A 14,642-nucleotide genomic window follows, 5' to 3' on the forward strand; every position below is an offset into this window, starting at 1 on the left:
TTGTTCAGATGGTGTCATCAGCAACAGACGCCCTGGAGGTCAAGATGACGCGCAACACCGACCATGAAGTTCACGAGCACGATCGCGGGCTCGGATACGACTTGAAGACGCTGGTTTCGCGGCGCAAAGCACTGATGTTCTTCGGTGCGGCCGCGGGGACCTCTGCGCTGGCAGCATGTGCCACCGGCACATCGACGAGCACTTCTGCAGCGGAGACGACGGCGTCCGCCGCCGAGGCCACGACGGACGCGGCCTCGTGTGTGGCGGCTGCGCCGCAGGAGACAGCGGGGCCGTACCCCGGCGACGGCAGCAACGGTCCGAACGTGCTGATCGAATCGGGCATCGTCCGTCAGGACATCACGAGCAGTTTCGGGTCGTACACCGGAACAGCGGAGGGTGTGCCGACCACGATCGAGCTGACTCTGCAGGATCTCGCCGCCGAATGCTCGCCCGGCGTGGGCATGGCGGTCTATCTGTGGCATTGCGACCGGGACGGCGAATACTCGCTCTACAGCGAGTCGGTTGCTGATCAGAACTATCTACGCGGAGTCCAGGTCGCGGACGCAACGGGCACGGTGTCCTTCACCTCGATCTTTCCGGCTTGCTACGCGGGCCGCTGGCCGCACATTCACTTCGAGGTCTTCGACTCGCTCGAAGCAGCAGTCGCAGGTGAGAACGCTCGTTTGACCTCGCAGATAGCCATTCCGCAGGACGCGTGCACGACGGTATTCGACTACGACTCCGGGTATTCCCGCAGCATCTCGAACCTGGCCCAGGTGTCCCTCGAATCGGACAACGTGTTCGGGGACGGCTGGGACGCCGAACTGGCCACGGTGAGCGGGACCCCAGACACCGCGATGGCGCTCTCCATCACGATCGGCGTGGCCGAGAAGTCGGCGAACACTGCCGCCGCCCCACCGTCGGGCGGACCAGGCGGCGGCCAACCACCGGAGGGTGGACAGCGCTGATTTCCGGTCAGCGTGCTGGTTTTCGGTCGACTTCGCGTTACTGTGACTTGAAGACTCGTGTACTCGAGTCTGTCAACAGGGGGTGCGTGGGTACATGAGCGTCGACAGAGACACGGGCAGTGCAGCGTGGCGAGCCGAACTGTGGCCCAGGCCAGATCGCGCAGTCCTCCCAGCTCAGGACCCGTTCTTCGCGGCACCCGAAGGCTTCGAGTCGGCCGAGCCCGGCACCGTGCTCCGTCACCGCGAGGTCGAGGTTGCACTGTTCGGCACCATCGCCCAGCAGGTCGATGCCTGGCAGTTGCTCTACCGAACCACCGATCTCGACGACCAGCCGCAGGTGACCGTCACCACGATCCTGCGGCAGCAGGGGGCAGTCGACCCCGATCAGCCACTGCTGTCCTATCAGTGCGCGATCGACGCGGTATCGGAGCGCTGTTTCCCCTCGTATGCGCTGCAGCGAGGCGCGAAAGCCTGGGGCGCGGTGCCTCAGTTCGAGTTCGCGATCGTTCTGCACGCCCTGCGTCGTGGATGGGTGGTGTCCCTGCCCGACCACGAGGGCCCCGACGGCCGCTGGGGCGCCCCGCGCGAGCCGGGCTTCTTCACACTGGACGCGGTCAGGGCCGCGCTGGACTTCGCACCCCTCGACTTGAGAATCGACACGTCCGTCGGACTGTGGGGGTACTCCGGTGGTGGGCTGGCTACCTCGTGGGCGGCCGAGATGGCGCCCGAGTACGCGCCCGAACTCCGCATCGTCGGAGCGGCCCTGGGATCGCCCGTCGGGGATCCGGCATCGGCGTTCATACGACTAAACGCCACGCTGCATGCCGGGCTCCCCACGCTCGTCGTCGGGGGGCTGCGCCGCGCATATCCCGAACTCGACCGAATCGTGCGGGAGCACGTCAATGCCGAGGGTCTGGCATTGCTCGACTCGGTGGACGATCTCACCACGGTCGCTGCGGTGAAGAAGCTCGCCTATCACGACCTGGACAAGTACATCGACCTTCCCTTGGCCGACTTGCTGGCCAAGCCCGAAATCCTGGAAGTGTTCGAGGCCATCCAGCCGGGCCGCACCTCGCCGTCGGTGCCGATGCTCGTCGTGCAAGCCGTGCACGATCAGATCATCGCGGTGGACGACGTCGACGGTCAGGTCGATCGGTACCTCGACCACGGTGTGCACGTGACCTACCTGCGGGACCGGCTCAGTGAACACCTGACGTTGCATCCACTGGCGATGCCGCTCACCCTGGACTGGCTCCAGGACCGGTTCGACGGACATGCGCTCCCGGCGTCGGGAATCACGACGGTGTGGTCGACGGCTGCTTCGCTCGGAGCGGTGCGAGACCTTCTTTCTTTGGCTTGGTCGACGGCTACTGCGGTGTTCGGCCGCCGTCTCTGACTTCAGGCATGTCCTACTAGCATTCGTGCAATGGCAGCGCACTTACGGTCTCGATCGATGTTGCTGTTTCTGTCGTTCGGCGCGGGTGCAACCGATGCGTTCGCGTTCCTGGCGTTGGGTGGCATTTTCACCGCCAACATGACGGGCAATCTTGTGCTCGTCGGGCTTGTGGGTCGCGAGGATTATGTTCATACGCTCATCGGGGCGTCGGTGGCGATCGCAGTGTTCTTCGCGGTGCTGTTCGCCGGATTCCGGAGTGCGTACCGCGACGGTGCTTCTGCGGCGCGCACGACCATGTGGATGCTCGGGGTGGCTGCGTCGATGCAGTGCGCGGCGGTGGCAGGGTGGTGGACTCTGGGCGGCCCGACCGACACTGTCCTGGTCGGGGGGCTCATTTCGCTGTCCGCCGCTGCGATGGCGCTGCAGACGGTGGTTGCGCGCACCTCGACGGTGGGTGGTGGGTTGTCGACGACCTTCGTGACGGGAACGCTCGTCAACATCGTCGACGATCTCGCTCGCGGTGATCACCGCTACCTGGTGCTGCGGATGGGTGCGATCGTGGCCCTGGTGATCGGGGCGTTCGTCGGTGCTCTCGCGATTCTGGTCGCGCCCGCACTGGGACCGGTGGTGCCGGCAGTGACGGGGTGCGCTGCGTTCGCGATCAGCGTTGGCGCCGTGCGTCGTCTCCGGCACCCGCAGTAGCGCGGCCGGGTGCCCGTTCGCCACACCCGGCCGCGTCGGCCTGCGTCAGTTGCTGGTTTGGGCGGTCCCGTCGGGCAAGCGCCCAGTGCCCCAGCTGCGTTCGATGTACCCGATGACGCTGTCGACCGCGGCGGTCGGCACCTTCTCCGGTTCGCCGTTCTCGAGCGGATCGGTGTGGAAAATGTAGAGACGAGAAGCAAACTGTTCGAACGGCAGTGAACCTTCGCCGGCCTTTTCGCCGTTTCCTGCGGTTCCGACGACGACTCCGTCGCCCCAGTCCTGACCGCTGTCGTTGTTGGGGTTGAAGAAGAACACTCGCATGACGCCGTCCGGGTCCGGGGCGACACGCAGGATGGTGATGGCATGCCAACCGATGTAGCGGGCTGCGCTGTCGGTGACGGCGATGCCGGCCGGCTGCGGGTGGATCAGTGGCTGGCCACCGTTGTACGCGGGGTGGTACGACGAGTGGAATTGCCGGATGAAGTCGTCGAGGTCGATCAGGTTTCCGGTCGCTACATCGACGTTGATGTGGAATCCGCGCGCCGACCACCACCCGTGAAACTCGGGATTGACCCAGCGGTGCGGATCCCCGGGACGATCCGCGCAACGGCGACCCATCTCGGCATAGATCCGGTCGAGGTGGGGAACGAGCAGCTGCGAGACGGGGTCGAGGTCGATCGGCGAGGCTGTCGCGACGCCGCTTGCACTGTCCTTGGATGAGATCGGCTGACCTTCGAAGTGCATCACGATCTCGTCGTCTCGGGCCGCCCAGACGACCATCTGCAGCAGGTAGTCCGGGTCGTTGTACGACCACATGGACAGCGCTCGCGCCGACTGGCAGGTGGGATTGTCGCCCTGTCCGACGCCGAGCGGCTGGCCCAGCATCGAGATCAACCCGCCGAGCAGCCGAGCTTCCGGCTGGGGCGTCGGCCCGAACAGATCGATGAGCCGCTGCCGCACTCCGGGTTCGAGTTTCAGGTGCATCTGACGCCACAGCGACGGGACGATGGGCGGCTGATGCAGAACTCCGCGATCGAGCAGAAGTGCGATGCCGTACAGGCACTGCGCTGCTTCCGGGTGCACGGCCGCGGTGACGAGACTGTGCACCAGCTCCGGATAGCGCTGTAGGCAGGTCCGACCGGTTTCCGATACGCCGAGCGCTTCGCCGAGCAGGTACGGATTGTTGTCGATGAGGAAGCGCGCCAACGTCGCGTGGTACGGCGAGACCAGGCCGGTGTCGTGCATCGCGCGGGCGAATCCGCGGGCCTCGAACTCGAGGTCCTCGGCATCCATGACCTCGAGTCTGGAGCGGTAGACCTCGACGCCGGGGTCCTCCCGGCAGGCCTCGGTGGGGCCGAACAGGGCGGAGATCAGTCGATCGAGGCCCTGCCCGGATGCGCCGAGGTCGACATTCGGATCACCGCGGTACACGGCGATCCGAGTGACGATGGCCTTGACGTGGTCGACCTGGATGGGACGCTGACGCAGTACGCGCCAGATCTCTTCGCCGAGCTCGTCGAGCACGCTGTCGTACCCGATCTCCTCGGCGATATAGCTGAAGAGATCGCGAACGAGATGTGCCATTCGACCGAGCCGAACGCGTTCGGCCTCGGACGGCGGCGAGAACAGAACCTCGAGGTTCATCGCCAGTACCTGCGACAGGAATCGCCTCGCGTCCTCGGCGCTCAGGGCCGGATGCTCGTACTCACCGGCGATGATCGCGAGCATCCTGAGCTCGCTGGTTGCCTCGAGAACAACGGTGTCGACGTTGCCGCTGCGCAGACTCGTCCCGACGAACGAGGGGACGAGAATGTCCGGATGCGCCCAGTCCGAACCCAGGAACAACCCGGCGGCCTCCAGTGCTGCGGCGCGTTTGCGCACCGCAGCGAACCCTCCTGGCTGCATCAGCACTCGCTGCAGCGAGTCGATGACGCGTCGCAACTTCGTGTTCTTGGAGAAGTCCGGCGCAGCCGCCATCGACTCGGCTGCATTGTCGAGCTGGGCCAGTCGTGTCTGCAGCGCAGGGTCGATCTCTTGCCCGCGCTCGGCGGGTTCGTCGGAGTTCATCGTCTGCGACACCTCACTGAGTCCGTTCCCGAGGTTTTGCCTCACACGTAGAAGTCCAGTTCTTCCTGACGCTTGAGCAGGTCACGCATGACGTAAGGGTCCTCGCCGAAGAAGTACAGCAGACCCCAGTGCGTACCGAATGCGGTGCGCTTGGTGACGGTCTCCTCCAACGGCGCTGCGAGGTCGTTGGTCTCGTAGTAGTCGTGGTCGGCGGTTTCCTCGGGGATCTCGAGGTTGCTCACCACGCGTCGGCGGGGGTAGACGCCGAAGCATCCGGCGGTGCCGTGGGCGTCGACGACCTCGCGGGGGAAGAACGCGTCGATCTCTTCCTCGGTGGTCTTCGGGTCGAACGCCAGCACGAGCCCCTGGTAGGCGTTGAAGCCGTAGGCGCGCTCGAGCAGCTCGAAGACCTTGAAGCCCGGTGGCCGGTACGCCACCTCGCCGAAGTACATTTCGCCGTCGCTCGTGACGAAGTACTCCGGGTGGATGAACCCGAACTCGATGTCGAAGGCCTTGATGAGCTTCTCGATCTGCGCGGTGATCGCCGGACGGTATTTCTCGAGTTCCGGTGTCGCGGGCACGAACACCGAGTATCCGAGCGTGACGTACTCCGAGATGTTGAGGAACTTGATCTTGCCCTTGTGAATCCACGCCTCGACAGCGAATTCCCAACCGTCGAGGTGCGATTCCATCAGCACCGGGAACTCGTCGTCGGGGATGGAGTCGACCTCGTCCGGCGTGCGAATGACGCGGTGCCCGAGGCATCCGGCCTTGTCGAAGGCCTTGAGGTGGATGGGGTCGTTGGGGTCGCCGTCGAGCTTGAGCAGCGTTTGATTGACGCGCCGCAGGAACCGGATGACGTCCTCGCGGTCGTGGGCTTCTTCGAAGATGCCGACACGGATACCGCCGAGCTGCGCGCGTCGCTTCATCAGCGCCTTGTCGCGCAGGAGCATGGCTTGACCGAACAACCGCGGGTTACCGAGCAGCACCGAGTTGATTGCGCCGGCCCACTCCACCGTCTCCTCGTACAGCGGGATCGCGACGTCGACGCCCTTGTCCTGCAGCGTCTCGGCGATCTCGAGGGACCGGTCGTTGAGTCGTTCGAAGTTCCATGGCAGGAACGGGATGTTGTTTTCGGTGCAGTACTGCTCGGCCCACTCCGGAGCGACGACCAGGTACCGACGGTCGAACTTGTCCAAAGCTTCCACCGCTGCCAGGCTCCAGCCCAACAGTGCTACGTAGCCCTTTTCCGGATTCTTCTCCAGGCGTGCGGGCTGCGGCATACAGGTCCTTTCCATCGATTTTTTCAGGTCAGGTCGTCTTACACCGTACATAGGTCGCCGATTCGCCTGCGCGGCGTCGGGTGCGACCCGGCCCGGCAGTGGTGCAATCGAACAATGCCGAAACACAGCGCCGGCCTGCTGCCGTACCGATTTCGCGACGGGGTGGTGGAGGTGTTGATCGGGCACCCCGGCGGGCCGTTCTGGGCGCGCAAGGACGACGGGGTGTGGTCGGTGATCAAAGGCGAGTACACCGACGAGGATCCCCTGGTCGCGGCGCGGCGAGAGTTCCGGGAGGAAACCGGACTCGAGCTACCCGACGGCGAGGCCGTGGCCCTGCCCGTGATTCGCCAGCGCGGCGGCAAAGTGGTGACGGTGTTCGCGGTCGAGGCAGATATCGAGGTCGACGGCGCAGTGAGCAATACCTTCGAGATGGAGTGGCCACCGCGGTCTGGGAAGAAGCAATCGTTCCCGGAGCTCGATCGGATCGAGTGGTGCAGCGTGGAGCGTGCGCGCATCAAGCTGTTGGCGGCGCAGGCTGCACTGCTCGACGCGCTGCCGCCGAGTAGTTGACTCTTGACTGAGCGAGCACGAACGTGTCAGTCTTCTCACCACCGACCGATCGATCGCTCGGTCCCGAGAAGTCCAAGGAGCGCTCCTGTGCCGATTGATCTGACCTATTCGCCCGAAGTCGAGGCGCTGATCGAGAAGACGCGGACGTTCGTGCGCACCGAGATTCTCCCGATCGAGGACGAGTTCCACGGCAACGTCGAGGACGCCGGCGGCGACGAGCTGCGCGTTCGGATGCAGCGGGCCGCCAAGGATGCGGGCGTATTCGCCCCGCACGCACCAATCGAATACGGCGGCGCGGGCCTGAACATGTGCGACCGTGCCCCGCTCTTCGAGGAGGGCGGCTACTCGCTGTTCGGTCCGCCGGCGCTCAACATCGGCGCCCCCGACGAGGGCAATGTGCACATGCTCGCCCACATCGCCTCCGATGCGCAGAAGCAGCAGTTTCTCGCCCCGCTCGCCGCGGGCGATGTTCGATCCGCGTTCGCGATGACCGAGCCCGCGCCGGGTGCCGGGTCCGATCCGTCCGCACTGACCACCGCGGCGGTCAAGGTCGACGGTGGCTGGAAGATCGACGGGCACAAATGGTTCATCACCGGCGCCGACGGTGCAGGCTTCTTCATCATCATGGCCCGCACCTCCGGCAAGCCGGGAATGCGCGGCGGGGCGACGATGTTCCTCGCCCCGGCCGACACCAAGGGCATCAAGGTCGGCCGACACATCGGCACACTCGACAAAGCGATGATCGGTGGACACTGCGAAGTGTTTTTCGACAACGTCTTCGTTCCGGACGAGAACGTGCTCGGAGCCGTCGACGAGGGCTTCGCCTACGCGCAGGTTCGCCTCGGCCCCGCCAGGATGACCCACGTCATGCGGTGGCTCGGGGCTGCGCGGCGCGGGCACGACATCGCCGTCGCACAGGTCGCGCAGCGTGAGGGTTTCGGCTCCAAGCTCGGCGATCTCGGAATGGTCCAGAAGATGGTCGCCGACAACGAGATCGACATCGCGGCAACCCGCGCCCTGCTGATTCAAGCGTGCTTCGCACTCGATCAGGGCTCGCACGCGAGCAATGAGACCTCCATCGCCAAGACCTACGCGGCCGAGGCCGTGTTCCGCATCGTAGATCGCAGCATCCAGATGTGCGGTGGTCTCGGCGTCTCCGACGACCTCCCGCTGGCGCGCCTGTCCCGCGAAGTGCGTCCGTTCCGGGTGTACGACGGCCCCTCCGAGGTGCACCGGTGGGCCATCGCCAAACGTGTTGTCGGCGCGGCGAAGAAGGCGGCACAGTGAAGAATCTACCGGGAATGAACACCCCGGCGCTGGCGCAGTTCCTGCGCGAGAGCGGCATCGAACTCGTCGGAGACCTGCGCGTCGAACTCATCAGCGGCGGTCGTTCCAATCTGACGTTCAAGGCCTACGACGACAAGTCCGCGTGGGTCGTTCGACGGCCCCCGACCAGCGGGCTGACGCCGTCGGCGCACGACATGGCCCGCGAGTGGGCGGTGACGAGTGCACTGCAGTCGACGGCGGTCCCGGTTGCCGAGACCGTCGCCTTCGATGCCGAGGGGACTGTGCTGGGCGCACCGATGACGGTTGTCGGATTCGATCCCGGCCGAGTGATTCGGACCAGAACCGACCTCGAAAGCCTGTCCGACGAGCAGATCACCGCCAACACCGCTGAGCTCATCCGAGTCCTCGCGGCACTGCACGATGTCGACTACGAGGCCGTCGGGCTCGGATCATTCGGCAAGCCCGACGGATTCGTCGGCCGTCAGGTCAAGACCTGGTCGCGGCAATGGGAACGGGTGAAGACGCGTGAGTTGCCAGATGTGGAGAAGTTGCGCGAGAAGCTCGCCGCGAACATCCCGTCGCGGTCCGCGTCCTCGATCGTGCACGGTGATTATCGCGTCGACAACGTGATCCTGAGGGCCGACGATCCCGGTTCGATTGCGGCCGTAGTTGACTGGGAGATGTCCACCCTCGGCGATCCGCTCACGGACGTGGCGCTCATGTGCGTGTACCGGCAACCGATCTTCGACGACGTGTTGGGCGTCAGTGCGGCATGGACGAGCAGTCGATACCCCTCGGCCGACGATCTGGCCGAGCAGTACAGTCGTCGATCCGGAACTGCGTTGTCGGACTGGAACTTCTACATCGCGTTGGCGAACTTCAAACTCGGAGTCATCGGCGAGGGCATCACCTACCGCGCCCTCGCCGGGTCCGATACCGGCTCGGGAGCCTCGACCGCTGCCGAGGCCACACACGAGTTCATGGCAGCTGGTCTGCGCGCACTGGAAGGCAAGCAATGACAACCTCGAAGTCTGCACTGGTGACCGGCGGCTCCCGCGGCATCGGTCTCGGAATCGCCACCCGCCTAGCGGAATTGGGCTATGCGTTGACCGTCACCGCGCGCGATGCGGCGACATTGGATGCCGTTGCTCCGACGCTGAAAGCCGCCGGAGCACCCGAGGTGGTCACCGTCGCTGCCGATCTTGCGGACCGAGCCGCGGCCGACCGCATCATCGATGCGCACAAGTCGAGATACGGGTCGATGGACGCACTGGTGCTCAACGCCGGCGTCGGGACCGCAGGTTCGATCGCCGACTATCCGATGCGCCGCTTCGACAAGACGCTGGACGTCAACTTCCGCGCCCCGTTTGCGCTGCTACAGGGCTCGATACCGCTGTTGCGCACAGCGGTGGAGAACAATCCGGAGGGCGGGGCCAAGGTTATCGCGCTCGCGTCGATGGCCGGGGTCTATTCCGAGGCCGGACTCGCCGTCTATGGAGCAACGAAGGCTGCGATGCTGTCGCTGATCGACACCCTCAATGCAGAGGAGAGCGGCAACGGTATCTGCGGCACGTCCATCGCTCCCGGCTACGTGGACACCGATATGAGCGACTGGACGAAGGACACGATCCCGGCCGAAACGATGATCCGGGTCGCCGACATCGTCGAGCTCGCGTCGAGCATCCTTGCGCTGTCCTCGCGTGCTGTGGTCCCGCGCATCGTGGTGAATCGGGCGGGAGCCGGGCTGGGAGCGTAGGCCCGGTCCCGTTGGCCCGGTCGCGTTGGCCCGGTCGCGTTGGCCCGGTCGCGTTGGCATGAATGGCGCATTCAAGCCGTCTAGCCGTTGTGGTGGCCCATTCATGCGGCTTGCGGGACGTACCTAACGGCGAACACTGCTGACGGGGTCAAACTGGGGAGACGCTGTCGGCGCCGCGGGGACGCCGAGGCAAAGCTCGACGTGCATCTGAAACGACGGTTTTTGACGGTGCCGATGACTACGGTGGGTTCGTGAATGCGCCTGACGATCCAGTTGGTTTCCGTAGTCTCGTCGATCTCCTCGAATACTTCCGAGACACCGACGTCGATGAGCGCACGTGGTTGGCGTTGGTTCAGAGTCTTCTCCGCTGGGCTGTCGGACACAGTCCCAGCGCAGAAGTATGGAAACTATTGGCGGCGGAGCCGCAGTTCGAGGACTTTCGACTGGCCGTACAGGCCGATGTCTATGCGTTGTTGTCCGGTCCTGACTGTGACCGGAACAGTACTTTTATCGATGCTGCAACTATTGTTCGGCTGAGTGCTGGGCTACCGCGACACCTCGATGTTTGGTCGAATAGCTCGTACGAGAATGCAGTCGAGGCAATCGCCGCTCACGCGATCGCGTGCACGGTCGACGCAGAGTTTTCGAACACGTTCGAGGAATGGTTTCGTGCCGAAATCCATGTAGACGTTGCACGTGACCGCGTATACCCCGTTGCGCGGTACAACCCCAAGCGATTCATCGGCGGGCATTCGGCCAACACCAAACCGTCCAAATTGCCATCGCGAGCACTGGATTGCACCGAACATCTTGGGCTGGGGGACAGGCGGACAACGGCCTACGGGCTAGTCATCGACTACGAACACTGGCACCATCTCGCTCCCCTGAGTGAGACTGAGCAGCTTAAAATCGCAGCGGCTCAGCCGAACATGAGCTTGTCCGAGTACGACATCCAGGAAGGTCCGAATGGGAAAGTTCGGAACTGCGGCCCTTCTGATCCGGATCGGCAACACCGGCGGTTGGTGGAGATCGTTCGCCACTCGGCCGACTCGGGAGTCGATGTGCTGGTGTTGCCCGAGTACTCCTTGCACAGCAAACACCGCAATGAGTTACAGCGATCAGTTGACGACTTGGCTGTCGCGCCGCCGAGCTTGATCGTCGCCGGTACAAGCGAAGTCCATGATGGACACGGGAGCGACCGCATCGAGAACCATGCGTGGCTGATGGTGGCAGGTGGTTACGGGTCCAGTCAGGGCAAAGTGTTCGCTGCAGAGATGTCCGGACACATGGAAGGAATCGAGCCTGTCGGTTCGGTTCGAATCATCCGGTCAGAGGAGTGGACGATTGCGGTCCTGATCTGTAGGGACGCTATGTCCCCGGACTTGGTTGATCTGCTCAGCCGCTGCGGTGTCAACCTGCTCCTCGTGCCGGCATTTTCGGAAAGAACGGCGACTATCATCGGCCAAGCCACTTCGTTGAGTATTCGCAGCCAGGCGTTTGTCGCCGTTGCGGTCGGACCGGCTGTGTGGACCAACGACGCTGTTGAGGACAGGCCGCAGGACCCGACACGAGTGGAAGCTGCATTCAGTGGGCCGTACGAAGTGCCTCCGTCCGTCGTCTCTCTCCCGCCAGAGGGATTCAACAGGACTTCGGGTCGGGGACTGTGGGTCTTCGACGCAGTCTCGCGCACTACAGAATGGTTGGAAGTCCGCTCTGAATAATATTGCCAATAGTTGCGTCACAGCTCAGGATCTGGAAGGCTGTCCGGATGGCGACCAAGGCAACGGTGGGTGTTCTGCGCTCTCTCGGTAGGAAGATCGCAGGAGAAAAACCTGATCTCCGTCCGGCGACCGGTGTGGTCAACGATGTGGGTAGGTCGTTGGCTGCTTCGTCGTCCGCTGAATTGCGGACACTGCAAGCGGAAGTTGCATCGCTTCGAGAACAGTTGGAGACGTGCAAAGACGTCGATGAACTTAAGCCTGCCGAGATACTGCGCGGACAACACGGGCGGATCTTTCTTGCCGGAGCAATGTGGGGCGCGGACGAGATTATTTCGTCGTACTTGACCGGTATCGGCCATGCATCCGGCGAACGTGGGTCGAAGACGATCCTTGCAACGGTGTCGGACCTGACCTTGCACCTACTTCGTCGCGGCGCGAACACGCCATCGGCCATAAGAGAATTCGTCGAAGGTGAGGGGTTCGAGGTCAGGCCCGATCATGTATCCAAGGCGCTCGGTGACCTAATGGCACGCGGGTTGGTATCGGCGGCGGACGCGCCTGCGGGATCCGACCGACGTGCCAGGTTCTATCAACTCAGCTGATGCCACGCGCTCCCTTCGAGTTGGCGCTGCTGAGCTGATGCGGAGCACTCAATGCGCACAACTCGAGCATCATTTCGTAACCGCGAACCGTGCATATTGCTCACTTCTGAACCCTTCTATTGCGCCTCCTGACGATTATTGGTTGTGTTCTAGGTAACAGTGCAACCGTCACGGAGGCCGCCATGAACACCGCCTACTTCACCACCGGCGACGAACTCATTCAGATCGTCGCTCCTGACGGCGCGCGCAGCGAACCGTCCGAGTTCAGCGAGTCCGTCGCCGACATCAGCACCGACAAGCTGTGCGATCTGTACGAGGACCTCGTCGTCGTGCGGCGTATCGACGCGGAGGCCACCGCGCTGCAGCGGCAGGGTGAACTGGGACTGTGGGCGCCGCTGCTCGGGCAGGAGGCAGCTCAGGTCGGATCCGCGCGAGCGCTGCGCAGTGACGATTTCGTCTTCGGCAGCTATCGCGAACACGGCGTCGCGTACTGCCGCGGCGTGGATCCGACGCAGATGCTTCGGTTCTGGCGCGGATCGACGCAATCCGGCTGGGACCCGTACCGATACAACATGACGACACCGGCGATCATCGTCGGCTCCCAGGCCCTGCACGCCACCGGGTACGGCCTCGGGATGAAGTTCGACGGCGTGGAAGGTGCGGTCATCACCTACTTCGGTGATGGCGCGACCAGCCAGGGCGATATCTCCGAAGCATTCGGCTTCGCAGCGAGTTTCGAAGCCCCCGTGGTGTTCTTCTGCCAGAACAATCAGTGGGCCATCTCCGAACCGGTCACGCTGCAGACGCATACGTCCATCGCCGAGCGCGGGCGCGGATTCGGCGTCCCGGCGCTGCGGGTGGACGGCAATGATGTGCTCGCGGTGCTGGCGGCGACCAGGACCGCCCTGGCGCGAGCGCGGGAGGGCAGCGGACCGACGCTGATCGAGGCGGTCACCTACCGAATGGGCCCACACACCACCTCGGACGATCCGACGCGGTACCGGCCCGCCGGACTCGACGACGAGTGGCGAGCGAAAGACCCCATCGACCGCATCGAGCGACTGCTCGAACGCGAGGGCGTTATGGACGAGACCCTGCGGCGCCGTGTGGCCGAGCGCGCCGATGACACTGCCGCCGACCTGCGCCGCGGCTGCCTCGGGACGGTAGAGCCGGCCCCGATGTCGCTGTTCGACAACGTCTACGCGGACCCGCATCCGCTGATCGACGAGGAGCGCGAGGCGTACGCCGCGTATCGCGCCGGATTCGAAGGAGTTCAGTCATGACCGCGACGCTTGCTGCACCCGCTGCCCTTCCTATGGGCAAGGCGCTCAACGCCGGACTGCGCCGCGCGATGGAGGACGACGCGAAGGTCGTGCTTCTCGGCGAGGACATCGGCAAGCTCGGCGGAGTCTTTCGCATCACCGACGGATTGCAGAAGGACTTCGGCCCGAACCGAGTCATCGACACTCCGCTGGCCGAGTCCGGAATCGTCGGTACGGCAGTCGGACTCGCGATGCGCGGCTACCGGCCCGTGGTAGAGATCCAGTTCGACGGTTTCATCTACCCGGCGTTCGACCAGATCGTCTCGCAGGTAGCCAAGCTGCACTACCGTACGGGCGGCAACGTGAAGATGCCCATCACCATCCGCGTGCCCTACGGCGGCGGAATCGGTGCCGTCGAACATCATTCGGAATCACCCGAGGGCTACTTCGCTCAGACGGCCGGTTTGCGCGTGGTCAGCTGCAGCAATGCCGCTGACGCCAACATGATGTTGCGTCAGGCAATCGCCTCGGACGACCCGGTGCTGTTCTTCGAGCCGAAGCGCCGCTACTGGCAGAAGGGCGATGTCGACGTCACCGCCTCGATCGAGGACGCCTACCCGCTGCATCGCGCGCGCGTCCTCCGCGAGGGAGTCGACGCGACCGTCCTCGCCTACGGGCCCTTGGTGGCGACGGCGCTGCAGGCCGCGGATATCGCAGCGGGGGAGGGGCGCTCGCTCGAGGTGATCGATCTGCGCTCGCTCTCGCCGCTGGACATGGACACCATCGCAGCGTCGGTGCGCAAGACGGGCCGGCTCGTCATCACCCACGAGGCCGCCACCTTCATGGGCATCGGTGCGGAAATCGCTGCACGTGTGCAGGATCAGTGCTTCTACAGCTTGGAGGCACCGGTTCAGCGGGTCGGTGGGTTCACCGTTCCCTATCCGCCCGCCAAACTCGAGGAGTACTTCCTCCCCGACGCCGACCGGATTCTCGACGCAGTCGACCGCACCCTGATTGGACCTGCCTGA

The 14,642-nt window shown here is 64.3% G+C and carries 13 protein-coding genes; 11 read left to right on the top strand and 2 right to left on the bottom strand.

The window, feature by feature from the left end:
* Nucleotides 1-44: 44 nt before the first annotated feature.
* The 3 genes from J1M86_RS24515 (at nt 45) to J1M86_RS24525 (ending at nt 3,066) form a co-directional block, all read left to right on the top strand.
* Nucleotides 45-968 (top strand): dioxygenase, encoded by a 924-nt coding sequence (locus J1M86_RS24515; RefSeq protein ID WP_206511721.1) that lies wholly within the window; start codon nt 45-47, stop codon nt 966-968.
* Between the two features lie 94 nt (nt 969-1,062).
* A complete protein-coding gene (locus tag J1M86_RS24520) occupies nt 1,063-2,364 on the top strand; it encodes a lipase family protein (RefSeq protein WP_075838547.1) in 1,302 nt (433 codons plus the stop codon).
* Between the two features lie 57 nt (nt 2,365-2,421).
* Entirely contained in the window at nt 2,422-3,066 is a 645-nt protein-coding gene (locus tag J1M86_RS24525; RefSeq protein ID WP_206511722.1) for a YoaK family protein, read from the top strand.
* 45 nt (nt 3,067-3,111) lie between these two features.
* On the opposite strand, the gene J1M86_RS24530 is transcribed toward J1M86_RS24525, so the two are convergent.
* Both J1M86_RS24530 and J1M86_RS24535 read right to left on the bottom strand, forming a co-directional pair.
* Complete coding sequence (locus J1M86_RS24530) at nt 3,112-5,133, bottom strand: hypothetical protein (RefSeq protein ID WP_206511723.1); 2,022 nt, start codon at nt 5,131-5,133, stop codon at nt 3,112-3,114.
* A gap of 41 nt (nt 5,134-5,174) precedes the next feature.
* Nucleotides 5,175-6,416, bottom strand: a complete 1,242-nt coding sequence (locus tag J1M86_RS24535) for an acetyl-CoA carboxylase biotin carboxylase subunit family protein (RefSeq protein ID WP_206511724.1) — start codon at nt 6,414-6,416, stop codon at nt 5,175-5,177.
* A 114-nt stretch (nt 6,417-6,530) separates the two neighbouring features.
* Here J1M86_RS24535 and J1M86_RS24540 point away from each other — a divergent pair, with 114 nt between their 5' ends.
* The 8 genes from J1M86_RS24540 to J1M86_RS24575 all read left to right on the top strand — a co-directional run bounded on the left by J1M86_RS24540 (nt 6,531) and on the right by J1M86_RS24575 (nt 14,642).
* Nucleotides 6,531-6,986 carry an NUDIX domain-containing protein gene (locus tag J1M86_RS24540; RefSeq protein WP_075838549.1) on the top strand — a complete coding sequence of 152 codons (456 nt, stop codon included), beginning with the start codon at nt 6,531-6,533 and terminating at the stop codon, nt 6,984-6,986.
* An 87-nt stretch (nt 6,987-7,073) separates the two neighbouring features.
* Nucleotides 7,074-8,273, top strand: a complete 1,200-nt coding sequence (locus J1M86_RS24545; RefSeq protein WP_206511725.1) for an acyl-CoA dehydrogenase family protein — start codon at nt 7,074-7,076, stop codon at nt 8,271-8,273.
* Entirely contained in the window at nt 8,270-9,292 is a 1,023-nt protein-coding gene (locus J1M86_RS24550; protein ID WP_307786740.1) for a phosphotransferase family protein, read from the top strand. Before J1M86_RS24545 ends, J1M86_RS24550 begins: the two co-directional genes overlap by 4 nt.
* The gene (locus tag J1M86_RS24555) at nt 9,289-10,029 is read left to right on the top strand and encodes an SDR family oxidoreductase (RefSeq protein ID WP_206511726.1); all 741 of its coding nucleotides are present in this window, start codon (nt 9,289-9,291) and stop codon (nt 10,027-10,029) included. The genes J1M86_RS24550 and J1M86_RS24555 overlap by 4 nt, the downstream gene beginning before the upstream one ends.
* A 410-nt stretch (nt 10,030-10,439) precedes the next feature.
* A complete protein-coding gene (locus J1M86_RS24560; RefSeq protein WP_206511727.1) occupies nt 10,440-11,750 on the top strand; it encodes a hypothetical protein in 1,311 nt (436 codons plus the stop codon).
* Between the two features lie 47 nt (nt 11,751-11,797).
* Nucleotides 11,798-12,352 carry a hypothetical protein gene (locus J1M86_RS24565; protein ID WP_075838553.1) on the top strand — a complete coding sequence of 185 codons (555 nt, stop codon included), beginning with the start codon at nt 11,798-11,800 and terminating at the stop codon, nt 12,350-12,352.
* A 182-nt stretch (nt 12,353-12,534) separates the two neighbouring features.
* Nucleotides 12,535-13,635 (top strand): pyruvate dehydrogenase (acetyl-transferring) E1 component subunit alpha, encoded by a 1,101-nt coding sequence (pdhA, locus tag J1M86_RS24570; protein WP_206511728.1) that lies wholly within the window; start codon nt 12,535-12,537, stop codon nt 13,633-13,635.
* Nucleotides 13,632-14,642, top strand: a complete 1,011-nt coding sequence (locus tag J1M86_RS24575; protein WP_206511729.1) for an alpha-ketoacid dehydrogenase subunit beta — start codon at nt 13,632-13,634, stop codon at nt 14,640-14,642. Before pdhA ends, J1M86_RS24575 begins: the two co-directional genes overlap by 4 nt.

Source organism: Rhodococcus sp. KRD197, assembly GCF_017168235.1.
Classification (GTDB): Bacteria; Actinomycetota; Actinomycetes; order Mycobacteriales; family Mycobacteriaceae; genus Rhodococcoides.